The sequence below is a fragment of the Flaviramulus basaltis genome (genome assembly GCF_900114265.1).
GTDB lineage: Bacteria > Bacteroidota > Bacteroidia > Flavobacteriales > Flavobacteriaceae > Flaviramulus > Flaviramulus basaltis.
Map to the genome: position 1 here is coordinate 1 of NZ_FPKV01000008.1, position 24,251 is coordinate 24,251.

A 24,251-nucleotide genomic window follows, 5' to 3' on the forward strand; every position below is an offset into this window, starting at 1 on the left:
GATGGGGATAACAATTTTAGATTTTTAGGTACGCCAGGAACTTACTTTTTAACTATAGATACAGTTACCAAAACCATTACTTTGGAATAATAAAAGATTTTCTTTTATAACTATATCTTAAAAATACCTGCCTGTACTTACTTAAGTATAAAGCAGGTATTTTGTTTTAAATAAAAAATTATGAAAAAAATATACTTACTTTTTTTACTAGTAACATCATTTACTTATGCTCAAGTCACTACAGCACCCGCAATACCAACAGAAGCTGATGTTATTACTATATATTTTAATGCTATAGGAACAGAACTGGAAGGTTACACTGGAGATGTGTATGCTCATACTGGAGTAGTAACTACAGCTTCAACAAGTAATAGTGACTGGAAACATGTTATAGGGTCTTGGGGTAATAATACCACACAACCCAAGTTAACCAGAACTGGTAGTAATACTTATCAATTAGTCATTACGCCAAATATTCCAACTTTTTACAATACAAATACAGGTGAAGTTGTTACAGATATTGCCATAGTTTTTAGAAATAGTGTAGGTAATGCACAATCTAGGCCAGATATTTTTATCCCTATTTATGCAGAAGGTTTAAATATAACATTAACAAATCCTAGTAATCAATCAGTTTATGATTTAAATGAAATAATTTCTATTAATGCTTCTTCAAGTGTAAATGCAGATTTGGAATTAAAAGTAAATAACATTTCAACTCAAACAGCAACAAATGCTACATCAATTTCTACATCATATACATTCACTTCAACTGGATTACATACTATTGAGGCAATAGCAAGTCAAAATGGTGATATAAAACAAGACGAAATTTCGGTTTATGTAAAAACTATGACTCAAAACCAAACTATACCAAGTGGTGTAACAAAAGGCTTTAATGATAATGGTGATGGAACCGTAACCTTTGTTTTAGAGGCGCCAAATAAAATGGATATTTATCTTTTTAGCGGGTTTAATAATTGGACATTAAATGAAACCTATAAAATGAAAAAAGATGGTGATATGTTTTGGTTGACCGTACCTGGATTAGATCCAAACACTGAATATGCTTATCAATATTTTATTGATTATAGTATAAAAGTTGCAGACCCTTATTCTCATAAAATATTAGATCCTGATAACGATCAATATATCCCAACTTCAACTTACCCAAGTTTAATGGCTTATCCAACAGGAGAAACAACAGGAATAGTTTCAACTTTTAAAATCAACGAAACAGATTATACCTGGCAAAACACTTCATTTACTAGACCTGATAAAGAAAATCTTATTATTTATGAAATGCTAATTAGAGATTTCACATCAAGTAGTACATATCAAGATGCCATAACTCACCTTGATTATTTACAAAATTTAGGTATAACAGCCATAGAATTAATGCCTGTAAATGAATTTGAAGGAAATGATAGTTGGGGTTATAACCCATCATTTTATATGGCTTTAGATAAAGCATATGGTACAAACAACGATTTAAAAGCATTTGTAGATGAATGCCATTTACGTGGTATTGCTGTGATTACAGATGTGGTTTTTAATCATTCTTATGGGCAATCACCTTTATTACAAATGTATTGGGATAGTGCAAATAATCGCCCAACTTCAGATAGCCCATATTATAATGAAAATCATAATTTAGTTGATAATACAAGTGCACATTGGGGTTATGATTTTAACCATGAATCTACTTATACAGTAAACTTTTTTAATGATGTATTAAGTTTTTGGATGAATGAATACAAAATTGATGGGTTCCGTTTCGATTTCACAAAAGGTTTTTCAAACACAATTTATACAGGGGCAAATAATTGGGCAAGTGCTTATGATGGAGATAGAATTGAAAACTTAAAAGCATTTGCAGATCATGTTTGGGCAAACAATCCTGGAAATGAAGCGTATGTGATTTTCGAGCATTTATCTGATAATAGTGAAGAAACAGAGTTAGCAAATTATGGCATTATGCTTTGGGGTAATTTAAACCATAATTTTAATCAAAATACTATGGGATATTCTTCTGAGGCAGATGTATCCTGGCTTTCTTATCAAAATAGAGGCTGGAATGAACCGCATGCAGTAGGTTATATGGAAAGTCATGATGAAGAGCGATTAATGGTTAAAAATTTAGCTTACGGAAATTCAAATGGAACATACGATGTAACCGATTTAGGAACTGCTTTAGACAGACAAGAAGCAGCTTCAGTAATCTTTTACGGGATACCTGGTCCTAAAATGATATGGCAATTTGGAGAATTAGGTTACGATAAAAGTATTAACTGTGCAGCTAATATTAATGACGGTAGCTGTAGGCTAGATAAAAAGCCTGTAGCATGGACACTTGATTATGACAGCGATGTAAATAGATTGAATTTAAGAGATGTAACAGCTAAAATGATATCGTTAAAAAAGCAATTTCCTTCTACTTTTAATACAGATGATTACAGTTTAAGTGTAACAGCTCTTGTTAAACGCATTAACCTGAATGATAATATAGGTAATTTAGATGTAGTTATAGTTGCCAATTTCGACGTTACATCCCAATCGGTAAATCCTAATTTCCCAACAACAGGAAACTGGTATGAAACGTTTTCAAGTACAACTATAAATGTAACAAACCCAACAGCTACTATTAGTTTACAACCGGGGGAATACAGATTATATTCTCAAACTGAGAATTTAAGCACATCAGATTTTGAAGCAAATTTAAGTTTAAAGTTATTTCCAAACCCAAGTAACACTACTTTTTCAATAAATAGAAACGTCGAAAAATTAAGTATATATAATTTATCTGGTAAAGCTGTTAAAACTTTTAATGGTAATTTTAATAAAGGGCATCTCTTTAATATCTCTAGCTTACCAAGTAGTATTTATTTAATAGTGATTAAGAACGATTTAGGAATGCATGAACATATAAAGTTTGTCAAATTATAATATTAGTAGTTAAAACATAAAACTAATAATTCTATTCATTATAAATATAAAGGCTTTCAAGAAATTGAAAGCTTTTATATTTTATCAGAGAGGAATTAGCCTTATTTATTGAAAACATAGTACTCCATTGCTATAAATAATCAATCCAAACTCCAAATTAATGGAAGAACATAATAGACAAAAAGCGTTAGTATTATTATGGAAACAACATTCATCCAAACACCTTTTTTAACCATGTCTTCAATTTTTAAATAACCAGACCCAAAAACCACAGCATTTGGAGGTGTTGCGACTGGTAGCATGAAAGCGCAAGAAGCAGCAACCGTAGCACTAACCAATAATATATATGGATGAATATTAATAATTGTTGCTAACGATACCAAAACAGGAAGTAACATCGCTGTTGTTGCCATATTTGATGTTATTTCTGTTAAAAAATTTACTGAAGTAATTAAAACTAGTAACAGAATAAAAATTGAAACGCCTTGTAATGTTGTTAATTGATTACCAATCCAAGAAGCTAAACCACTAGAATCAAAACCGAGGGCTAAAGCCATACCTCCACCAAATAAAATTAAAATTCCCCAAGGTAATTTCACAGCATCTTCCCAAGTTATTAATGGTTTTGCTTTTTTTCTGCTAGGTATTAAAAACAATATAATTGATGCTATTATAGCAATAATGGTATCATCAATTGCTGGTAGCCATTTTACTAATAAAAAAGATCTGCTAATCCAGGCTAAAGCCGTTAATGAAAAAACACTTAATATTGCTTTTTCTTCATAAGACATCTTTCCTAATTCTAGCAATTGCTTTTCTATTTCATTTTTACCACCCGGAAATTCTTTTTGCTTGAATTTAAAAGCAAATCGTGTTAAATAAACCCAGCAAACAAATAATAAAATGATACTTATCGGGAAACCGAAAACAAACCACTGAGAGAATGTTATTTCGGTATCATATGTGCTTTCAATAACACCTGCTAAAACTAAATTTGGAGGTGTACCAATAAGTGTTGCCATTCCTCCAATTGATGCACTGTAGGCAATTGCCAACATAAGCGCTTTTCCAAAAATTAAATTTTCATCTTCTTTGGTTTTGGGGTTATCTTTAAGTTGTGTTATAATTGCCATACCTACTGGCAAAATCATTACTGCAGTTGCAGTGTTGGAAATCCACATTGAAAGTAATGCCGTTGCAACCATAAACCCTAAAATAATACGATTTACATTGGTGCCAACAATTTTAATAATATTAAGCGCAATACGTTTATGTAAATTCCATTTTTCAATGGCAATTGCTAATATAAAACCTCCCAAAAATAAAAAGATATATTTATGTCCGTAAGAAGCTGTTGTACTACTTAATGACAAGCCTTCTGTTAACGGAAATAAAACAATTGGTAATAATGCTGTAGCAGAGATAGGAATAGCCTCAGTAATCCACCAAACGGCTATCCAAACTGTAGACGCTAAAATAGCATTTGCTGAATCATCCAATTCTTCAGGATGAAAAAAGAATTTAATCAGTATAAACAAAATTGGACCTAAGAATAGCCCTATCTTCTTTTTTGAAAGATTCATTATAATTTAAGTTTAGTTAAAAAGTAAGTTGGCAGCACTTTCTGATGCTAATATATAATTATGATCTGTATTGTTAATTGTATTAAAATTCCAATTGAAAAGTATATTACTTTCTTGGGATAATTCTTCACAGTATTGAAAAAAATTAATAGCCCGTTCTTTTCTATTTAAACCTTGTGCATCAGCAAACTCATTATGCCTTAATCCAGCAGCATTTGGATTGTCATCATTCTCACCTACTTGTAAATATACTTTTTTTGAAAATATATTTTCTAAAGACATCGTTTCTAGTGGACTTTCTTTAAATCCGTAAGGAAATTTAATCTTACTATCTGGAAATGTATACCACCCAGATGCTGAAACTACTATTTTCTCAACCTTAGCCTTTGGTTTAAACATTATAAAACGATGAGCAAATTGTCCTCCTGCTGAATGACCAAATATATTATATGTGCTATTAGTGTTATTCGTTTTTTCTTTTATATAACTAAATAAAGGTTCTATAACCGAAAAAGCCCATTGCTCATCAGGGTTTAAAGTTATAATAGACGGGTTATCTCCATCAACAAATACATTTCCTAAATTATAGGCATCTCCTCCTGGAAAATTCTGCTCAGAAAATTCGGGAGCTATTATAATAAAACCATATTGTTCGGCTTTATCCAACATAGCATTTCTATAATCTTTAGCATTTCTTTGCGTTCCATGAAACACAAATAAAATAGGTGTTATTGCTGTTTTATTTTGCGGTATAAAATAATAGATATTAAGCCCTTTATTAATACCCTTAGCATTGTAAGTATACTTAAAAACGCCTGAACCCAGTGATAAACTATCTGATGGTATTTCAATATCGCTTTTTATTATTTCATCATTATTATTACAGGAATAAATACAAAAAATTAGTATTACACTAATAAATAATGGATTGAATTTTATCATTTAAATACGAGTAGTTCTGTTAATTTAAAGTAAAATAAATTAAAAAAAAGCTATATTTACAATACCAATTATTTAAAATAATGAATACCAATAATAAATTTACTATACAACGAATACAAAAAGAATACGTTATACAAACAGAACAAAAACCTTATAATAAGTATATTGTGCTATACAGAGCAATAAAGCAATGTATACTAAATATTGAATTACCTCATAATTGGTTATTACCTTCTACAAGAATTTTATCACAAGAATTAGATTTATCAAGAACAACTGTTATAAAAGCTTATGAATTATTACTTCTTGAAAAACTTGTGATTTCTAAAACAGGCTCTGGGAATCGTATTAATTTTGAAGGAACAATAAACAGTAAAAAAAATAATTTAAAACAACTTACAACTAATAATAATTTATATCCAGATATTTCACAAAGAGGACAATCTTATTTAAAAAACACCGTGCTTTTAAATAGATTACCAAATGATAACATAGCATTTAGACCAGGTTTACCTCCATTAGACACGTTTCCTGTAAACCAATGGAAAAAATTATTAAACACCTATTGGAGACATATAAAATCCTCAGGGCTTTCTTATTCGCAATCTACTGGTCAAAAAGAGCTTAAAAAAAGTATTTCTAATTATTTAAACATTAGTAGAAATGTTAAATGCGACCCAGAACAAATTGTTATAGTTTCCGGCTCTTTACAATCCTTATATTTAATAGCAAGTACAATAATAAATTCCGGCGATGCAGTTGTTTTAGAAAATCCATTATTCCCAAATGTTCATTCTGTTTTCAAGAGTTCGGAAGCTAAATTAATTCCTATCGATTTAGATGATGAAGGCATTAGTATAAAAGTCTTGAATTCCATTAAAAAAGACAAGCCTAAACTAATACACACCACTCCATCTAATCATTATCCTTTGGGAGTTAAAATGAGCCTAAAAAGAAGACAAGAGATTTTGCAATGGGCATCAGAAAATAAAGCACTAATTATAGAAAACGATTATGAAAACGAAATTGCAAACTCCACAAGCAGTATTCCAACAATTTATAGTTTAGACACTGAAGATAGAACCATTTACATGGGTACATTTAATCGCTTATTACATCCTTCAATACGTTTAGGGTATATGATTGTTCCTAAATATTTAACCTCTGCAGTTGAAGCACTTCAAGAACATTCGCATCGTTTTGTATCACCTTCTATCCAAATAGTCATGAATCAGTTTATTGAAAAAAACTATTTATACCAACACATAAAAAACTGTATTGAAGTTGCTAAAGAAAGACACGATTTATTTATTTCAGAATTTGAAGCTCTAAGTAAAAATATGTACATTCAAAAAAAACCTTTTAGCAGCTTTCACCTAATTGCCTACTTTAAAACTCCTGTAAGTGTGGAATATGAAAAAGAGGTTATTAGAAAACTTAACGAACATAACATAACCACTTTTTCTTTAAGTAAATGCTATATAGGCAAACCTAAACAACAAGGACTCATTATAGGGTATTCTTCCGTTAGACCTACAATTTTAAAGCGAAAAATTAAAAAAATGATAGATTTTATATAATTCTATTTAAAGTGTTTTTGTTTTTACAAATTAATTGGTATTAAACTATTTTAACTATTGGTATCTTTCTTAACATTGGTTTTAGTCTAATTTTATGAATACAATTAGACTAAATACCAGTAATCATGAAAAAAAAATACTTACTACTACTATTATTGAGCTCGATAGCCATGATAGGACAAGACCTTGAATTAAAAGGAGTTATTGATTTTACTGTGCCTGAAGGCGGCAGCGATGGAAAGGCCTTACACCTATATGTTATAAATGATATTGCCGATTTAAGCCTTTATGGTATTGGAATTGCAAATAATGGAGGTGGAACAGATGGGGAAGAGTATACATTTCCTACTATTTCTGCAACTGCTGGAGACCACATTTTCTTACCAAGAAGTATTACAGCTATGACCAATTATTTAGAAAGTTTGACACATTTTGATATTGTTATTGAATCAACAATTGCAAGTCAAAATGGTGATGATGCTGTAGAATTATTTTTTAACGGAAGTGTTATAGAGACCTTTGGAGATATTGATTGTCAACCTTCATCAAATGGCACAACTACAACCTGTCCAAACTATATGTATTATGAAGATGCTTGGGCATACAAAGACACAACAACATGGGCTTTTGCTTCTGCTCAATGTACTGATGGATCTACTACTTCAAGGTCTTCTTCATGCCCATACCCTTTTTTAGATCCTAATTTATCAACTAATAATATACAAAACTCTCTTCTTTCAATATACCCAAACCCAATAACTCAAGGAAAAGTTTACATTAATAGTAATATTGAAGGTGTAAAACAATTAGCTTTATTTGATGTTAATGGCAGACAAGTTATAACTCAAAAAACAGAAGCTAATTCAATTGATGTAAGTCAACTTACTAAGGGGTTCTATGTATTACAGGTTGAATTTAAAGATAGAAAACAAACAACAAAACTAGTAATAAACTAAAACAATTTAAATTCCACCACAATGAATACCAATAGTTTTAAACTAATAAGATTCTTGCCAATAATTGCATTATCTATTCTTTTTTCATGCACAACAGATGATGTAAACCCAGCTTTAATAGATGTAAATGCTTCAGACACTAATTTAAGTGAAGCTAATGGCGTTATTATATTAACTGCTACATTAAATGTTTCTGCCACAGAGAATATCACTATTCCTTTTTCAGTAGAAGGTTCTGCTAACTCAGAAGAAGATTATACTATTTCTGCATCTCAATTTATAATTAATAAGGGGACAACCTCAGCAGAAATTACAATTACAAGTATTCAAGATAGTAATGTTGAAGGTGTGGAAACTTTAGATATAAGTATTAGTCCTATTAACAATGTTATTATGTTATCTGTCTATCAAATTAATATTTTAGTACTAGATGATGATTCTGACACTGATAATGATGGTGTTTTAGATGCAGATGATAATTGTCCAGAAATACCAGGAGAAATAGATAACAATGGCTGTCCTTTTCTTGGGTTTTTAATAAACGAAGTACTATATGATCCAGATGCCGATTCAGCTGGAGATGCTAACGGTGACGGAACTAGAGATGCAAATGATGATGAATTTATCGAATTTTTCAACTCTGGTCCAGAATTTGATTTATCTGGATATACTATTTCAGATGCAGACCAAGTTAGACACATATTCCCAACAGGGACGATACTTCCAGTTAATGCCGTTTTAGTCGTTTTTGGTGGTGGAACACCTACAGGTAATTTTGGAGGAGCTATTGTACAAACTGCTTCCGAGGGCGCTTTAAATATGACTAACTCTGGAGATTTTATGACTCTAAGTGATCCTTCAGGAAATATAGTAGTTACTTTTGACATAGCTCCTTTATCTGGAAACCCAAATGAATCTTACACTAGAAATCCCGATTTGACAGGAGATTTTGTTCAGCATGCAAGCGTTGATGAAGCTAATGGTGCTTTATTTTCTCCTGGAACAAAAATTAATGGTGATTCATTTTAATTAAAAGATAAACGAATGATCTTTTTAGGACCCATATTGTCTCTTCTTTTCATAGTCGTTACTGCGCGATTGTTGTTGAAAAAATACCATCCGCATGCCGTGTTACTAATTTCTGGACTTTTAATGCTGGTTGTCGCTTTAATTATAGATCATAAAATGCCAGTATTAAATGACTCTACAGGTTTTTCAGGATTTGATTTATTTAGATACATCAAAGAATCTTTTAGCGAAACCAACGCTGGGGTAGGATTAATGATTATGGCTATTGGTGGTTTTGTGGCTTATATCGATAAAATAGGGGCTTCCAATGCTTTGGTGTATGTGGCTATGAAACCTTTAAAATTATTTAAATCACGTCCATACATAGCTGCTTCTTTGGTAATACCAATCGGACAAATTTTGTTTGTTGCCATTCCATCTGCAGCAGGTTTGGGCTTACTTTTAATGGCTTCTCTTTTTCCTATATTAACTAATCTAGGAGTTAGTAAATTGTCTGCTGTTTCAGTAATTACTGCCACTACAGCATTTGGTATTGGACCCGCATCTGCAATTACTGCCAGTTCTACCGAAATTATTGGAGTAGATACTATTTCATTCTTTTTAAATAATCAAATTCCCTTAGTCATACCATTAAGCATCGTTATGATGATTACCTATTATTTTGTAAATCGTTATTTTGATAGTAAAAATAAACTGAATAAAAAAGACATACTAAAAGTTGAAGAAAAACCTCTAAATGTCCCTTTAGTATATGCCTTAATTCCCATATTACCGATTATTTTATTAATTGCATTCTCTGAAATTTTCAGCCTTTTTTCAACACCCATTTCTTTAGATACAACCACAGCAATGTTTATTAGTTTATTTATAGCTTTGGTATTTGAATTGGTTCGAACAAAAAGCTTAAAAGCAGTATTTGAATCGTTAAAGATTTTTTGGGGAGGTATGGGCAATATATTTAAATCTGTTGTAACCCTAATTATAGCTGCGGATATTTTTGCCAAAGGTCTTATTAGCTTAGGTTTTATAGATGGCTTAATAGATGTATCTCAAAACTTAGGATTTAATGCTATTGGAATTAGCATTGTTATGACTGTTATGATCTTTTTGGCATCAATGTTAATGGGTAGCGGTAATGCTTCCTTTTTCGCTTTTGGTCCTTTAGTACCTAAAATCGCAACCAAATTGGGAGTAGACAGCACTTCCATTATATTACCTATGCAATTATCTGCCTCAATGGGTAGAGCTGTATCACCAGTTTCTGGTGTTCTTATTGCTGTTTCAGAAATTGCTGGTGTAACAACATTAGCTATTGTTAAAAGAAATTTAATTCCACTAACAGTCGCATTAATTATAATGCTCTGTTATCACTTTATATAACCTATGTTAAAACTTATAAAAAACGCCGAACTTTATGCTCCTAACTATTTAGGAAAGCAAGATATTTTAATTGCAGATGAAAAAATAGCTGCTATATCTAATAATTTAGATGCTTTTTCAAACCACGCTGAAGTTTTGGATGCTGAAGGAAAAATAGTGACGCCAGGCTTAATTGATCAACATATGCACATAATTGGTGCTGGTGGAAAAGATGGTTTTTCTTCTATGACTCCAGAAGTTTCGCTAAGTGAGCTCATCTCTTGTGGAACGACTACAGTTGTTGGTTTATTAGGTACAGATGGCACTGCTAGAAATATTCGTACGCTTTATGCAAAGGCTAAATCTTTAGAGCAAGAAGGAATTTCAGCTTATATGTTTTGTGGTTATTACGGTATTGACACTGTAACAATTACTGATAGCATTCAAGGCGATATGATTTTTATTGATAAGATTTTAGGTTGTAAAATAGCCATTAGCGACGTTCGTTCATCTTATCCTACTGCAACAGAATTGCTACGAAAATTGCGTGATGTAAGAGTTGGTGGTTGTATTGGTAACAAAAAAGGCATTCTTCATATTCATTTAGGAAACCTCGACACAAAAATGGATGTGCTTTTTGAACTTGTAAACAAATACCAATTTCCAATTGAACATATTTCACCTACTCACGTTGGTAGAACCAAACCTCTTTTTGAACAAGCGATTGAGTTCGCCAAGCTAGGTGGAATGATAGACATTACAACTGGTGCTTCACAATATACTTCGCCTTATAAATCGGTATTATATGCCTTAGATAAAGGAGCAAGTATAGATACTATGACTTTTAGTTCAGACGGTCATGCTGGTCTTTCTGTTTTTAATGAAGAAGGCATTCAAATTGGTGTAAAGCAAGCACCTATAAGTGAAAACCTAAATGAGGTTATTCATTTAATTCAAAAAGGAGGCGTTGCTATTGATGAAGCTTTTAAACTCATAACTACCAATCCTGCCAATAATTTAGGTTTAAAAAACAAAGGGCGTATAGACGTTGGTTATGATGCAGATTTATGTGCTTTTGATAAAGATTTTAAACTGCAAGATGTTTTTGCAAGAGGAAAACATATGATGCGAGACACAAATATTATAGTTAAAGGAACTTTTGAATCGTAGTTATAACAAAATGAATATGAAACTTTTTAAAATAATATTAACCTTTTGTTTGTTGCTGATGTTTTCTCAAACACGAGCACAAACCATTCAAATAAATACCTATGAATTTGGAGAAGGTTTGCAGTTTAAAACAACTGATGGTAAAGAGCTCAAAATAAGTGGTTTTATTCAACCTTATTTTGAAACCAAACAGTATACAGATGCTGAAGATTTGGATGCTGAAAACAGGTTTAGAATGCGACGTGCCAGATTAAGAATAGATGGCACATCCAGTAATAAAAGATTCACGTATCGTTTTCAAGCAGACTTAAGTGGTTCTTCAGAAGATGATTCTTCTGTAAGTAATTATTTAATGGATGCCTATGTTTCATACGATCTTAGTAGTCGTATAAATGTGGCTTTCGGTCAACGCTCAACATACACAGACAATAGAGAATTATTTATGTCCTCTAACACACTTCAATTAGTGGAACGTAGCCGATTAACCTCAGCATTTGCGTCCATACGAGAATTTGGATTGTTTCTACAAGGTAATTTCAGAACTGGTGGCGGATCTTATTTAAAACCCTATTTCGTGCTTACAAATGGTGATGGCGGCAATGTTTTTGGTAAAGATCACGGCGGATTAAAAGTAGGTGGTCGTGTGGATTTTTTACCTTTTGGGTTGTTTACTAATTTCGGACAATTTAGACAAGCCGATGTAATGCGAGAACGCGCTCCTAAATTAGTTATTGGAGCTAATTACAGTGTCAACAATGAAATGAGTAGCCGTAGAGGTAGAGAAAGTGGTTCTATTATTTATTTAAATGATAATGATGAAGAAACATTACCAAACTACACAAAATATGGTATAGATTTCCTTTTTAAATACAACGGTTTTTCTGCTTTAGGTGAATATGTAAAAACAACTGCAACTGTGCCTTCAGAAATAACAAAACGTGTCCTTAATAATGGTTCAACTTCAACTAACTTTTTAGTGAATGATGTTCAAGATGTTGAGAATTATGTAAAAGGTCGTATGATGTTAGGCGAAGGTTATAACTTTCAATTGGGTTATTTATTTAAAAGTGGGTATTCCATAGATGGCAGATATACACATTTAGAAGCCGACACCAATTCCTTTTTAAATAATGCCACCTTTTATAATCGTCCCGACTATTACACCATAGGATTGAGCAAATACTTGGCAAGAAATTATGGTGCTAAAATTCAAACCTCATTTACCTATGTTGATGGTAATTCTATAAATGACAATGATGGCAACCCTATTGAAGGCAATGAATGGATTGGACGATTAATGCTAACTTTTTCTTTTTAAAAATGAAAAAAATCAGCCTTGTAATAATATGTCTCTTTTCTGCCATAACAACAGTGGCACAGCTTAATCCACAATCTAAAAAAATTACGGAACGCTATTTCCCTGATGCAGATAGTTTAGAAAACGTCACACCTGCATTACAGAAAAAACGAGGTTTTACAGATTATGATGAGCTTACTACGTTTTTAAATACATTGAAATCAAATCATTCAAAATATGTTACCATAAGCTATATTGGAGAAAGCCAAAAAGGATATAAAATTCCTATGGTGCGACTTACCAATCCGAATTCAACTACCGAAAAAATAAAAGTTTGGATGCAAGGTGGTTTACATGGTAATGAACCTGCTAGTACCGAAGGTGTTTTGTATTTATTATACACGCTTTTAAATAATCCGAAATATTCTTACTTACTAGATAAAATTGATTTGGCTGTTGTATCAATGGCTAATATTGATGGCTATTTAAAACAAAGTCGTTACGCTTCTAATGGACTCGATTTAAACAGAGATCAAACCAAGTTAATGGCACCTGAAAGTATAGTTTTAAAAAAAGCATTCTCAGATTTTAATCCAGAAGTAGGCATCGATTTTCACGAATACAATTCTTATCGTAGAGATTTTTATAAAATGGGTAGTTTTGGAATTGCTGGGTTATATGACATTATGTTTTTATACAGCGGAAACCCTAATGTCCCTCAAAATATGAGAACACTAACAGATTCTCTTTTTGTAGAAAATGCTAGACAAGTATTAACTAAAAATAAACTCCGTTTTCACGATTATATGTCAACTGGAGATTATCACGGAGAAATTCAATTTAATCAAGGTTCTAGTAATGCACGTTCTAGTGCCACATCTTATGCTTTGACTAATACAGTTTCTACTTTAATTGAAGTTCGTGGTGTAAATTTAGGTAGAACATCTTTTAAAAGACGAATGGCAACCACCTTTTTAATTGGAATGTCTTATTTAAAAACAGCTTTTGAAAATGCCGATTTAGTAAAAAATGAAATAATAAAAGCTCAGAAATTGAATGGTGATATTTCAGTTACAAGCACAAGAGAAATTTATAAAGATTCCATCGAAGTTATAGATCTAGACACAAATGACCTAATGAAAATGGAAATCACAGTAAGAGATGCCTGGAAATCTAAACCAAAATTGGTTAGAAACAAACCAGCATTTTACTTAATAGATTCAAGCCATAAAGAATTAATTAAAAAGCTAAACACATTAGGCGTTAAAACCGAAACACTTGAAAATGATACAGAGTATGAAGTTGAAGCATATCAAATAACACTCTATGATAGGAATGAAGAACTTTTTGAAAAAATGAATCGTCAAACAGTAGAAACTCAATTAACAAACAAAACGATTCAGTTTTCAAAAGGGACTTTCATTATTTCTACAAGCCAAAAGAATGCTCCAATTATTACAGAAGTATTAGAGCCAGAAGCACCTAACAGTTTTGTAAGTTTTGGTGTGTTAGAAACAGAATTAAACAACGAATTACCAATATACAGACTATCTAAAAAGAATTAAAATGAAATCAATTATCAAAACCCTATTTTGTCTTACTATATTTTTCTGCTCAATTATTATTAATGCACAGGAACAAGACGCCAAAAACAAAGCCGATTTCAAACTTGGTACAGGATTGAATTTTTCTTTCAACGAAGGTGCGTATCAATTTAATATTGGTGGATTCATTCAACCTATTATTAATTATGAAAAAGTAAAAGATATGGATTCCGAATATGAATTCAATTCTAAAAGAACCTTTTTTATGATTAGTGGTAAAGCTATTAATGAAAAAGTAAGCTTCTTAGTGCAGACTGATTTTAGTTTAGCTCAACCCTTATTAGACGCTTGGGTGGCATATCATCCATATGAATGGTTAACTATAACTGGTGGACAAAAACAATCGTTTCTAAATAACCGTGAAATGATTTACAGAGAAGATAAACTACAGTTTACAGATAGAAGTATCCTGAGTCAACTTTATAGTAATACAGGTCGTGAATTTGGTTTATTTGTTGAAAGTAAATTTGGTGATAAGTTTGGTATCGCTCCAAGCTTTGCATTAACATCTGGTGATGGTAGAAATTCTTTTGGTTCAGACTCAAGAGATTCCGATTTAGGTGGTTTAAAAATTGGTGCCCGTTTAGACTTGTATCCTTTAGGTTATTTCACTGAAGGAAATGACAAATACACGGCAGATTTAGCTCACGAAGAGACATTAAAACTTTTAGTTGGTGCTGCAATTAGCAAAAACAAAGGAGCAAGTAACTCTAACGGTGAAGGACACGGTGATTTCCTTTTTTACGATGCGAATGGCAAAGACAATTTACCAGATTACTCACAGGTATTTACAGATTTTTTATTAAAATATAAAGGCTTTTCATTTTTAGCTGAATATGCAAATGCAGGTGCGAAAAATTTAGGCATTCCTTTTTTAGATGCAACTGCTACTGAAATACTCGCACCTCAACAAATAAGTGAATATTTAGTTTTAGGAGATAGTTACAGCCTACAAACGGGCTATGTAACCAGTAAAGGCTTAAGTTTCGACTTTAGATATGAAAATATGCAACCAGAATTTAAAGATTATAATAGTTCTTTATTGCCAGACGCTAAAAGTTATACTCTTGGTTTAACTAAATATTTTGAGGGTAATAATTTAAAAATGCAAGCAGCTATTACAAATACAGACTTTGCACAAGGATCGAATCTAACAATGGCTGAATTCTTAGTTCAACTTGTGTTTTAAACACTATCAATCTAATTATTTTCTACCACTTTAAGTAAAACAATAAAACATATATAAAAAATTTAAATACCATTCAAACAAACTTAAAAACTGCTCTATAGAGCAGTTTTTAAGTTAATAAATAGTGTATTATTCAAATACATCTTAAGGTTTATTTACAACCTCCTTTTAGCAGCAAAGTTTTCAAAAAAAAACTCTAAATCTATTATATTATAAATGCCTTTGCTTTATTTATAAAGGCATAAATTATTTAGACAAAAACAACTACTCTAAATTCTTTAATATACTACAAAAAAATAACCCTTAGAAATAATCCTATCTATTGATAGTTAAATCACTGTCATTGATTTTTCATTTTGTCATATTTTAATTACTACAACGAAACTCATTTCCAGCCATCTACAGCAAAAGCCTACTGGTCGAAAAACAATAACATAGAGGCATTTCAATATATATTTTAGTACAAAATAACCTCAATATATTATGAAAAAAGCAATTATAATTTCAGGCCTAATACTAGCATCTCTTGTTAACATTTCTTGCTCAACCGATGACTCTGATGTTTTTACAACTCCACTAGAAAACGTTGCATTACTAGAAAATATTAAAACTATAGAAGTTGAAGTTTTAGAATTAATCAACAATCATAGAGTTTCAAAAAACTTACCTGCCTTACTTAAAAATGAACACATAAGAACACAAACAAGTAATCATACTAAATATATGATTGATAATAGTTCTGCATCTCATGATAATTTTTTTAAAAGAAAAGAATATTTAACAACCCATATTGGTGCAAAAAAAGTTTCAGAAAATGTGGCTTATGGTTATTCAAATGCCGAATCTGTTGTGAATGCTTGGTTAAAAAGTGATTCACACAAACTAAATATAGAAGGAAATTATACTCATTTTAATATTACTGCAGAAAAAGATGAAAAAGGCAGATGGTTTTTCACTAATATTTTTACAACAACTAGCCTATAAATTACTTTGCTAATATATACTTCACTTTAGGTAAAAGCTATTCTTCATACTTTTTTACTTCTAACAAACCATCCAGAATACTTTTTAATAGATAATACTAGCCTTTATTTTATATCATAAATATAGTTGCTTTTATTAGAAAACTTATATTTTAAAAAGGCGAAAAACAATTTTAATAGTTATAAATTTTAATTAAGGATTTGCACATACTTATGGTAAATCTAATTAATAAAAAACGGCTTAAACTATGTTAAACCGTTTTTAAAAACTAACTATTACAAAAAACATAAAACCATACTATAAGGAGTTCTGTTTTTACACAAACAGCATCATTCTGTTGTCATTACAATAAATTCACTCCTCCGATTCATTTTATGTTCTTCTTTACTGCATTTCACATTATTTGAACACTTATTCACAAGCTGTGTTTCTCCATAACCTTTCCCTGTAACTCTGTTTTTTGAGACACCTCCTACTTCAACGATATACTTTATTGTTGCTATATTTCTTCTATTTGACAAGCTTAAATTAAAATCATCATTTCCTCTAGAATCTGTATGCGATCTTACATCTATTTTTACTTTTGAAAAATCGTTTAAATACTTAATTACTTTATCTAATTCTATCGCTGCTTCTGATTTAATTCCAGATTTTCCATAATCAAAAAGTATTGATTTTAATTCTAATGTTACATTTAAGTCTTCCTGTTTACTAATTTCTTTAATCACTGGTATTAAATTAATCTCAATAATTATTTCTCTATTAGATTTAGAAGCAACAACTATTTGCTGCTCATTTTTAAAATATCCTGTTTTTAAAGCCTCTGCAATATAGCTTTCTGAATTGCACTCTAACTCAAAATTAAATGCTCCGTTATTATCAGAAACTACTGTTTTAAGAACTTGTTTATTCTTATTAAAAACAATAATTTTTGCCAAAGGAATTAGTTGCTTCGTTTTACTATCTAAAGTAATCCCTCTTATTAATTGTTTACAAGCTGATTTTGTGAAACTATAAATATCATCATCTCCCTTACCTCCTGCTCTATTTGAAGAGACAAACCCTTTTAACGTGGTTTCGTTTATAAGATATCCAAAATCATCACTTGAACTGTTTATAAACCTCCCCATATTAACGGCGTTTTCTTGTGAAGTCATGATTTCATTAATGTTATTAAAACTAAAAACATCTAATCCTCCTAAACCAACATGACCGTCTGAAGAGAAATAAAGTGTTCCTGTACTACTAACAAATGGAAAATTCTCTCTTCCTTCAGTATTGATTTTATTTCCTAAATTTTCTGGAATCCCAAAAGACCCATTTTTATTAATAGCTACAACAAAAATATCTGAACCTCCAATTGTTCCAGGCATATCTGATGAAAAATATAACTTTGTGCCGTCTGCATTTAAAGTTGGATGTGCTGTATTATAATCATCGCTATTAAATGATAAAGGCTTGATATTTGTCCATTCTCCATCTACTAATGTCGCTTTATAAATCTTCAACCCGTAAGTTTCTTCAGCACTCTTTTTTAATTTTCTTTTGAAATAATTATTTCTTGTAAAATACATGGTTTTTCCATCTTTTGTTAAGGCTACAGACGATTCATGATATTTTGAATTAATCCCTCCTGGTAATTTAAAACTGCTTTTATCTGAGTTCATTTGATAGAGATCCAGAAAGGGCTGCTCATTCCAATTATAAAGCTTCCTTCAGATAATACTAGAACATATTTTAATCCATCTTCTGGAAATTTACCTATAAGTTCGCTACCCGTTTTAAAACTGTTATTTTGGGTATTTAATACATTACTCGTTTTTATAATAAAATTACTATTTTCAAATTCAATAGCTGTAATAGATATACTTTCTTCACTTACAGTGTTTGCTGTAATATCTCCACTGGTAGAGCCTAATACAATATGTCCAGCAGGAAACATTGTTTTAACTTCGCCATAAATATTTTTATCTTCTAGTAAATATCTATTTCCAAATACTAAAACTAATGGATTATTTAAATCTATTTTATCACCTATAAATTTCCAATCTTGATTTTTTTCTTTTATAACTTGTACAGTCTTCATTTATTTATTTTTTAATAGTGAAATAAAATGTTGTTCCTTCTCCTACAATACTTTCTAACCAAATTTCTCCTTTATATAAATCTACTATTTTCTTAACTATAGAAAGTCCGATACCCGAGGATTCTTTATTATTATTTAAGGAATGAAATATTTTAAAAATTTTATCATGATACTCCTTTTTTATACCTATCCCATTATCTGTTATAGAAAATTGATAATGTGTTGTTTTTTCTATAACATCAATCTTTATAAGACCAATTTCTTTATCTATATATCTAATAGCATTGCTTAGTAAGTTCTGAAATAATTGTTGCAACCTTGTTTTATCTCCATGAACAACAGGTAAATCTTTTAAAACCTTAATACTAATATGCTCTGGTATAAATAATATTTGGCATAAATCTTTAACGACTATGTTTAAATCAACAGGTTTATCTTGAATAGTATCGGAAGTTACACTAGAATAATTTAAAATATCGGAAATTAATTGTTCCATTTTTTCTAATGTCGATTCAATTAACTCAATATTATATAAAGTACTTGGATTCAAAATTTCATTGTCTTCTTTTATCCAAGATATTAATGCAAAAATACTTCGTAAGGGAGATTTTAAATCGTGAGAAACTATGTGAGCATATTCATGTAATTCATCATTACTTCTTTCTAATTGCTTGAGAAGATTTTCTTTTTGAATTTCTAAATTTTTTAAGTTTGTAATATCCAATATAACTCCTATTGATCCTATAATTTTATTATTCATATTATAGTTTGGAGCTGCACTAACTAGCCAATACCTTATCTCGCCTTTTTTATTTATAATTCGCACTTCATAAGAATGAGACTTCCCTTTTTTCCTTTCTTCAGATTTCTGATATACAACGGCTTTATCTTCTTCAACAGGCAATATCTCTTTTGCTTTTATTCCTATTAATTCTTTTTCTGTATAACCTGATATTTTTGCAAAACTTTGATTAGCCATTAATATCTTTCCATCATTATCAATATCCACTAAGCCCAAATTCATATTAGCAATAATGCGACTATACTTATGCTTTTCTGCTTCTAAATTTTTTCTATAGTTTCGTTTTAATGTAACATCAGTAAATTTCCATAGATATCCTTTAAGTTGATTATCTATTTTAATAGGTATATAATCTCTTTCTAAAATTGTACCACCATTCATTACTAACTCATCTGCTAGAACAGTGTTTTTATTTTTATTTATACTATTTATGCGCTCAATAAAAGCATCTGGATTTTTAAAAAGCACTTTGTTTTTTTCTGAAGCTTCTAAACAATCCATTCCAACTAATAAATCTGGTGATTGAGCTATTTTAAAAAGTTCACAAAATTTTGTATTTGTAAATACAATTTTTCTATTTTCATCTTCTACAACAATTCCGCTGTCTAAACTAAGAACTAGTGCAGATAGACGGCTCTCAGATTCAATTAACTGTTCTTTAGCAATTCTTTCTTTCGTAATATCTTCAATTGTTGCCAATTGAAAATTCGTTTTCCCATTAGAATCATGTACAGCTGTAACAGTAGTTTTTGCCCAAAGTATTTCGCCGTTTTTTTTAATGTATCTTTTTTCTAGATTAAAACTATCTATCTCTCCTTTAAAAAGTTTTTCACGATTTAATCTAGATATTTCTTCATCATCTGGATGTGTTATATCCTGGACTTGCATTGTATTAAATTCTTCTGATGAATATCCTAGCATTTTACAAATTGACTTGTTTGCTAATAAAAGTCCATTTTGATGGTTTTTGGATAATGTAATTCCTATTGGAGAGTTATCAAAAATGATATTTAATTGATGTTTTTGTTCCTCAAAAAGTTTTTTAATAGCTGTTTCATCTGTAATATCTCTAACTATACCTTGCGCTGCAATTGGCCTTTTTTTATCATCATATATTACACTTGAATTGATATGAACCAATTTCACTTCTTTCCATTTGGTATATACTCTGGCTGTATAATTAGTAAAAGAACCTTTATTTAATAACTCATTAAAGGAGTTTATTGCATATTCATAATCATCTTTATAAATTATATTACTAACATTTAATGTTTCTTCATCTAAATTATAACCGAATAATTTAGATGCTGTATCATTCATTTTAATAACATTCCCTTTTGTATCTATGAGTACATAAGCATCTACTAAATTTTCAACAAACCCTTCAAGTTCTATAGTTTTTTGAAGAACTAATTGCTTTAGCTTCTCATTAGTTTTTTTTAATTGTTCTGCAGTAGAATACAGTTCTCTAGACTTATCTTCAAGAATTTTTTCTGCTTGTTTTCTTGATTCACGTTCACGATAAAGAGCTCTTTGTAATATTTCGATTTGGGTCGTACTCATTAATTTTTAGTAATAATGAACTTCACTTCTGTACCATCCTCTTTTAATTTTTCCATAATAATTTCGGCACTTGAGTTAAAATGTTCAAACGTTTTATTCATTAATCCAAGTCCAAAATAATACATAGCTCTACTGGACTTATAGATCATAGTTAGTGAGTTTTTTGTTTTATTTTGAATTTGAAAAGTGGGTAATTCTGCATCAGGATATATTTTTTGCACCTCTACATGAATATGGCTTTCAATTGATGCTAACATATCAATTGGATCTTTATATTGTTTAATTAACTCTGGGTAGCTATTAACTAAAACATCAAAAAAATGCTCAGAATAAACCAAAAGCAAATCATCTATACTTATAGTGGTTTTTTTACTTAAATGGCTTAATAAAGATAGCATTTCAGAAAAATCGTAGGTACCTATAGAGGTGTAAATACCTTGTGAAGGTAAATTAGACTTTTCTATTATTTCATCAACTACTTCTAACCCAAATTTGTACTCAACTAATTCTAAAAACTATGTAAATACTATACCTTTCATTTTAAGCCTTTATTAATTCGTTAATACTCCAATATTCTAGTACTTTTTCAAGTTTAGAAACGTAATCTTCGTATTTTAATGGCTTTAATACATATCCTGCTATTCCAACTTTATAACATTCTAGCACATCTTTTCTATTACTAGATGTAGTTAAAATAATAGTAGGTATATACTTAAGTATTTCATCATTTTTTAAAATTCTTAAAAACTCAATTCCATTTATTTTGGGCATATTCAAATCTAATAGAATAATATCTGGAAGTTTTTTCTTTTCCATTAATATATTTAATGCTTCTTCTCCGTTTTTTGCCTCTTGAATATCATAAGAAATACCCAATTTTTTAATTGTTCTATGCATTTTCATAGTTTCGACAACATCGTCTTCTATAAAAAGAATTGATAATTTACTTGACATTTTATCTTTTAACTTTGATGAAAGTGGTTAATATGACATAAAAATGCCTAATATAAGCTATTTAAGTATATTATTTTCGATAAGATAGTGGACTAGTGTCGACGAATGGATAAATAGTGTAGATGAATGATTTTTACTTTTTTATATTTCAGAAGAAATTAACAAGCAATTCTTTGTGACTGGTAATAAGTGATAGTCTGTGATAATTCAATTATTTTTAACTGAACATCTTTTTTTATTTTCATAAAATCCTCTAGTCTTTCTAAATTACATTTATCTTTTGAAGCTAAATCTGCTAACTGGTTTTCAAATGCTAAAATAAACTCTAGATGTTTTAAATTACTACTAAGTTCATGTCTTATTACATCTATTTTTTTATCAGCAATTTTTGGTTTTTTATTGAGGTTTAAATTTAAATTAGTTTTTGAATCTATATTTATTTTTTTTGAAGTATCTACATTAATATTTGAGCTTGAACTATTTAATGTATAATTTTTTTCTATCGATATGATTCCATAAAAATCATTACAAAAAGGAATTTGTGACAAACCAACTAAAAAATAACCTCTTTCAAACAAAAAAATTAAATAACTTATTGTAATAAATAATTGAAGGAAGATTAGAATGGACATAATTATATTTTTTTAAAATTTAGACTTGAATAAGAACCTTTAAAGTTCATTACTCTTGTAAATTTAATCTCAATCTTCATAGTTATCTATCAATAATCGATGGAAGGAAAGGTTAATATCGGTGAGTGGTAATTTAGAGAAGTTCTGTGATTTTTAAACTTAAAATTCATAACCATAAAGTATATAAATGAATAATAAATCTATTATTATATGTCTAAATGAATTACTACTATATACTTAACCTAAAAACAACTCAATATTAGCAAAGTGCTACTATATGTGAATATAAAACATACTACTTCTGGATTGTAATATCCCTATGATTTAAACCTCATTTTACCATACCAACTCCAGATCACTATATCCCTGTACTATACAGTCTTGGTTTAACAGAGATAACGATGATATAAAAAAAATCATGAAGGTGCTCCAACTATTCCCGCTTTTAGTGAACGGAATTTTATAATATTTTAATTGTCCGAAATGATTTAATAGGAAAGTTAAATTGTATAAAAATAATAGATAATAGCTCCATAAATTAAATTTAAATACTTTGTTTTTTTTAAAGTTTAAAAAGATTCTATCTAAAATTAGTTATTATAGTTATACCACTATTTATCAAATTACTTTTATCTAAAATTTATTAACTTTCATTTTCAAAACTAACCTGCCATTATCTAGCCACATTATTTGCTAGAGTAAAAATAAAATAGTTAATAGAACCCTTAGGAACTGAATTTGAAAAGAAGAAAAACTAAAAAATAGCTTCAGATAAAAAACATATATGAGGAATCAACTCGAGTTTTATGGAATAAAAACACCGAAAAGAAGAGAAATTCAAAAAACCATTTTTAGTTAAACAATACTTACCCAATAAAAAAGAGCTTAACACAAATAGTAAAATTACTTTAAAAAAAACCACAAAGAGATTATAACTCTTTTTACTAGAACTTGTATTCAAATATGTTAAACAATTTGAAATAAAAGACATCAAGTTATTTGTATATATATTAACACATAAACTTGATGGATTCTGTTGATTTTATTACCTATAAAATAATAGGTGAATATTTTAAACATTATCCAGAACAAATACTACCACTTATAAACAAATGGCTTCTATCCAAAAACATTTGGTTAGAGATCTGCTTTATTATTTCAATTAAAAAACAAGCATTATCTAGACACTTAAATATCAAGTCAAGTTATAAATTCACTTTTAGGTTCAAGGTGATTTTTCATAAATAAAGTAATTGGATGAATTTTACGAGAATATAGCAAACATATCATCTACAACACAAAACACTAACATTTTCTTTTTCGAGTAAAAAAGGGCAAAAAAAAGTCCCCAACAAATACATGTTTAGGACTTCTAAAAAAGGCAACGACTCTACGCCCCCCTAATGCAGTATCATCGGCGCTAATGGTTTACTTATTTTTCACTTCAGTATAGCACAAAAAAAATCCCGATTCTTTTATTAGAATCGGGATTCAAAAAAGGCAACGACCTACTCTCCCACAAATGCAGTACCATCGGCGCTAATGGGCTTAACTTCTCTGTTCGGAATGGTAAGA

At 29.9% G+C, this 24,251-nt stretch carries 18 protein-coding genes, 1 rRNA gene and 1 pseudogene; 11 read left to right on the plus strand and 9 right to left on the minus strand.

Annotated features, from left to right (window positions below; translation table 11 throughout):
- The first annotated feature begins 180 nt into the window (after nucleotides 1-180).
- Nucleotides 181-2,946, plus strand: coding sequence for an alpha-amylase family glycosyl hydrolase (locus tag BT151_RS17800; RefSeq protein WP_072403719.1), 2,766 nt, complete (start codon nucleotides 181-183; stop codon nucleotides 2,944-2,946).
- A 140-nt stretch (nucleotides 2,947-3,086) separates the two neighbouring features.
- Here BT151_RS17800 and BT151_RS17805 read toward each other — a convergent pair whose 3' ends face one another.
- Complete coding sequence (locus BT151_RS17805) at nucleotides 3,087-4,529, minus strand: SLC13 family permease (protein WP_072403720.1); 1,443 nt, start codon at nucleotides 4,527-4,529, stop codon at nucleotides 3,087-3,089.
- A gap of 12 nt (nucleotides 4,530-4,541) precedes the next feature.
- Entirely contained in the window at nucleotides 4,542-5,471 is a 930-nt protein-coding gene (locus tag BT151_RS17810) for an alpha/beta hydrolase family protein (RefSeq protein WP_072403721.1), read from the minus strand.
- 80 nt (nucleotides 5,472-5,551) lie between these two features.
- On the opposite strand from BT151_RS17810, the gene pdxR reads away from it, so the two are divergent.
- The 9 genes from pdxR to BT151_RS17855 all read left to right on the plus strand — a co-directional run bounded on the left by pdxR (nucleotide 5,552) and on the right by BT151_RS17855 (nucleotide 16,639).
- Nucleotides 5,552-7,051 (plus strand): MocR-like pyridoxine biosynthesis transcription factor PdxR, encoded by a 1,500-nt coding sequence (pdxR, locus tag BT151_RS17815; protein ID WP_072403722.1) that lies wholly within the window; start codon nucleotides 5,552-5,554, stop codon nucleotides 7,049-7,051.
- A gap of 125 nt (nucleotides 7,052-7,176) precedes the next feature.
- Nucleotides 7,177-8,007 (plus strand): T9SS type A sorting domain-containing protein, encoded by an 831-nt coding sequence (locus tag BT151_RS17820; protein WP_084648022.1) that lies wholly within the window; start codon nucleotides 7,177-7,179, stop codon nucleotides 8,005-8,007.
- A 21-nt stretch (nucleotides 8,008-8,028) separates the two neighbouring features.
- A complete protein-coding gene (locus tag BT151_RS17825) occupies nucleotides 8,029-9,036 on the plus strand; it encodes a lamin tail domain-containing protein (protein WP_072403724.1) in 1,008 nt (335 codons plus the stop codon).
- A gap of 15 nt (nucleotides 9,037-9,051) precedes the next feature.
- Nucleotides 9,052-10,416: a C4-dicarboxylate transporter DcuC gene (dcuC, locus tag BT151_RS17830; protein ID WP_072403725.1), complete on the plus strand. Its 1,365-nt coding sequence runs from the start codon at nucleotides 9,052-9,054 to the stop codon at nucleotides 10,414-10,416.
- Nucleotides 10,417-10,419: 3 nt separating this feature from the next.
- Entirely contained in the window at nucleotides 10,420-11,565 is a 1,146-nt protein-coding gene (iadA, locus tag BT151_RS17835) for a beta-aspartyl-peptidase (RefSeq protein WP_072403726.1), read from the plus strand.
- Nucleotides 11,566-11,581: 16 nt separating this feature from the next.
- Complete coding sequence (locus BT151_RS17840; protein ID WP_084648024.1) at nucleotides 11,582-12,883, plus strand: porin; 1,302 nt, start codon at nucleotides 11,582-11,584, stop codon at nucleotides 12,881-12,883.
- A 2-nt stretch (nucleotides 12,884-12,885) separates the two neighbouring features.
- The gene (locus tag BT151_RS17845) at nucleotides 12,886-14,427 is read left to right on the plus strand and encodes a M14 family zinc carboxypeptidase (RefSeq protein ID WP_245794915.1); all 1,542 of its coding nucleotides are present in this window, start codon (nucleotides 12,886-12,888) and stop codon (nucleotides 14,425-14,427) included.
- 1 nt (nucleotide 14,428) lies between these two features.
- Nucleotides 14,429-15,655, plus strand: coding sequence for a hypothetical protein (locus BT151_RS17850; protein WP_245794916.1), 1,227 nt, complete (start codon nucleotides 14,429-14,431; stop codon nucleotides 15,653-15,655).
- 483 nt (nucleotides 15,656-16,138) lie between these two features.
- Nucleotides 16,139-16,639, plus strand: a complete 501-nt coding sequence (locus BT151_RS17855; protein ID WP_072403729.1) for a CAP domain-containing protein — start codon at nucleotides 16,139-16,141, stop codon at nucleotides 16,637-16,639.
- Nucleotides 16,640-16,968: 329 nt separating this feature from the next.
- On the opposite strand, the gene BT151_RS17860 is transcribed toward BT151_RS17855, so the two are convergent.
- The 6 genes and pseudogenes from BT151_RS17860 to BT151_RS17885 form a co-directional block, all read right to left on the minus strand.
- Nucleotides 16,969-18,306 carry an OmpA family protein gene (locus tag BT151_RS17860; protein WP_072403730.1) on the minus strand — a complete coding sequence of 446 codons (1,338 nt, stop codon included), beginning with the start codon at nucleotides 18,304-18,306 and terminating at the stop codon, nucleotides 16,969-16,971.
- Entirely contained in the window at nucleotides 18,303-18,725 is a 423-nt protein-coding gene (locus BT151_RS17865) for an FIST N-terminal domain-containing protein (RefSeq protein ID WP_072403731.1), read from the minus strand. The genes BT151_RS17860 and BT151_RS17865 overlap by 4 nt, the downstream gene beginning before the upstream one ends.
- 4 nt (nucleotides 18,726-18,729) lie before the next feature.
- On the minus strand, nucleotides 18,730-21,090 hold the full coding sequence (locus BT151_RS17870) for a PAS domain S-box protein (RefSeq protein ID WP_072403732.1): 2,361 nt from the start codon (nucleotides 21,088-21,090) through the stop codon (nucleotides 18,730-18,732).
- A pseudogene (locus BT151_RS17875) lies at nucleotides 21,090-21,629 on the minus strand (heme NO-binding domain-containing protein). The gene BT151_RS17870 and the pseudogene BT151_RS17875 overlap by 1 nt, the downstream one beginning before the upstream one ends.
- A gap of 1 nt (nucleotide 21,630) precedes the next feature.
- Entirely contained in the window at nucleotides 21,631-22,044 is a 414-nt protein-coding gene (locus BT151_RS17880; protein WP_072403733.1) for a response regulator, read from the minus strand.
- A gap of 158 nt (nucleotides 22,045-22,202) precedes the next feature.
- Nucleotides 22,203-22,622, minus strand: a complete 420-nt coding sequence (locus BT151_RS17885; protein WP_072403734.1) for a hypothetical protein — start codon at nucleotides 22,620-22,622, stop codon at nucleotides 22,203-22,205.
- An 838-nt stretch (nucleotides 22,623-23,460) separates the two neighbouring features.
- Here BT151_RS17885 and BT151_RS19025 point away from each other — a divergent pair.
- The gene (locus BT151_RS19025; RefSeq protein WP_143144344.1) at nucleotides 23,461-23,535 is read left to right on the plus strand and encodes a hypothetical protein; all 75 of its coding nucleotides are present in this window, start codon (nucleotides 23,461-23,463) and stop codon (nucleotides 23,533-23,535) included.
- 636 nt (nucleotides 23,536-24,171) lie between these two features.
- Here the strand turns inward: BT151_RS19025 and rrf are convergent.
- A 5S ribosomal RNA gene (gene rrf / locus BT151_RS19035) occupies nucleotides 24,172-24,251 on the minus strand; the annotation flags it as partial.

What these genes read in the sequence shown, in the direction of transcription:
- BT151_RS17800 (WP_072403719.1), top strand. Translation starts at nt 181, where the DNA reads ATGAAAAAAATATACTTACTTTTTTTACTAGTAACATCATTTACTTAT.
- BT151_RS17805 (WP_072403720.1), bottom strand. Translation starts at nt 4,529, where the DNA reads ATGAATCTTTCAAAAAAGAAGATAGGGCTATTCTTAGGTCCAATTTTG.
- BT151_RS17810 (WP_072403721.1), bottom strand. Translation starts at nt 5,471, where the DNA reads ATGATAAAATTCAATCCATTATTTATTAGTGTAATACTAATTTTTTGT.
- pdxR (WP_072403722.1), top strand. Translation starts at nt 5,552, where the DNA reads ATGAATACCAATAATAAATTTACTATACAACGAATACAAAAAGAATAC.
- BT151_RS17820 (WP_084648022.1), top strand. Translation starts at nt 7,177, where the DNA reads ATGAAAAAAAAATACTTACTACTACTATTATTGAGCTCGATAGCCATG.
- BT151_RS17825 (WP_072403724.1), top strand. Translation starts at nt 8,029, where the DNA reads ATGAATACCAATAGTTTTAAACTAATAAGATTCTTGCCAATAATTGCA.
- dcuC (WP_072403725.1), top strand. Translation starts at nt 9,052, where the DNA reads ATGATCTTTTTAGGACCCATATTGTCTCTTCTTTTCATAGTCGTTACT.
- iadA (WP_072403726.1), top strand. Translation starts at nt 10,420, where the DNA reads ATGTTAAAACTTATAAAAAACGCCGAACTTTATGCTCCTAACTATTTA.
- BT151_RS17840 (WP_084648024.1), top strand. Translation starts at nt 11,582, where the DNA reads ATGAAACTTTTTAAAATAATATTAACCTTTTGTTTGTTGCTGATGTTT.
- BT151_RS17845 (WP_245794915.1), top strand. Translation starts at nt 12,886, where the DNA reads ATGAAAAAAATCAGCCTTGTAATAATATGTCTCTTTTCTGCCATAACA.
- BT151_RS17850 (WP_245794916.1), top strand. Translation starts at nt 14,429, where the DNA reads ATGAAATCAATTATCAAAACCCTATTTTGTCTTACTATATTTTTCTGC.
- BT151_RS17855 (WP_072403729.1), top strand. Translation starts at nt 16,139, where the DNA reads ATGAAAAAAGCAATTATAATTTCAGGCCTAATACTAGCATCTCTTGTT.
- BT151_RS17860 (WP_072403730.1), bottom strand. Translation starts at nt 18,306, where the DNA reads ATGAACTCAGATAAAAGCAGTTTTAAATTACCAGGAGGGATTAATTCA.
- BT151_RS17865 (WP_072403731.1), bottom strand. Translation starts at nt 18,725, where the DNA reads ATGAAGACTGTACAAGTTATAAAAGAAAAAAATCAAGATTGGAAATTT.
- BT151_RS17870 (WP_072403732.1), bottom strand. Translation starts at nt 21,090, where the DNA reads ATGAGTACGACCCAAATCGAAATATTACAAAGAGCTCTTTATCGTGAA.
- BT151_RS17880 (WP_072403733.1), bottom strand. Translation starts at nt 22,044, where the DNA reads ATGTCAAGTAAATTATCAATTCTTTTTATAGAAGACGATGTTGTCGAA.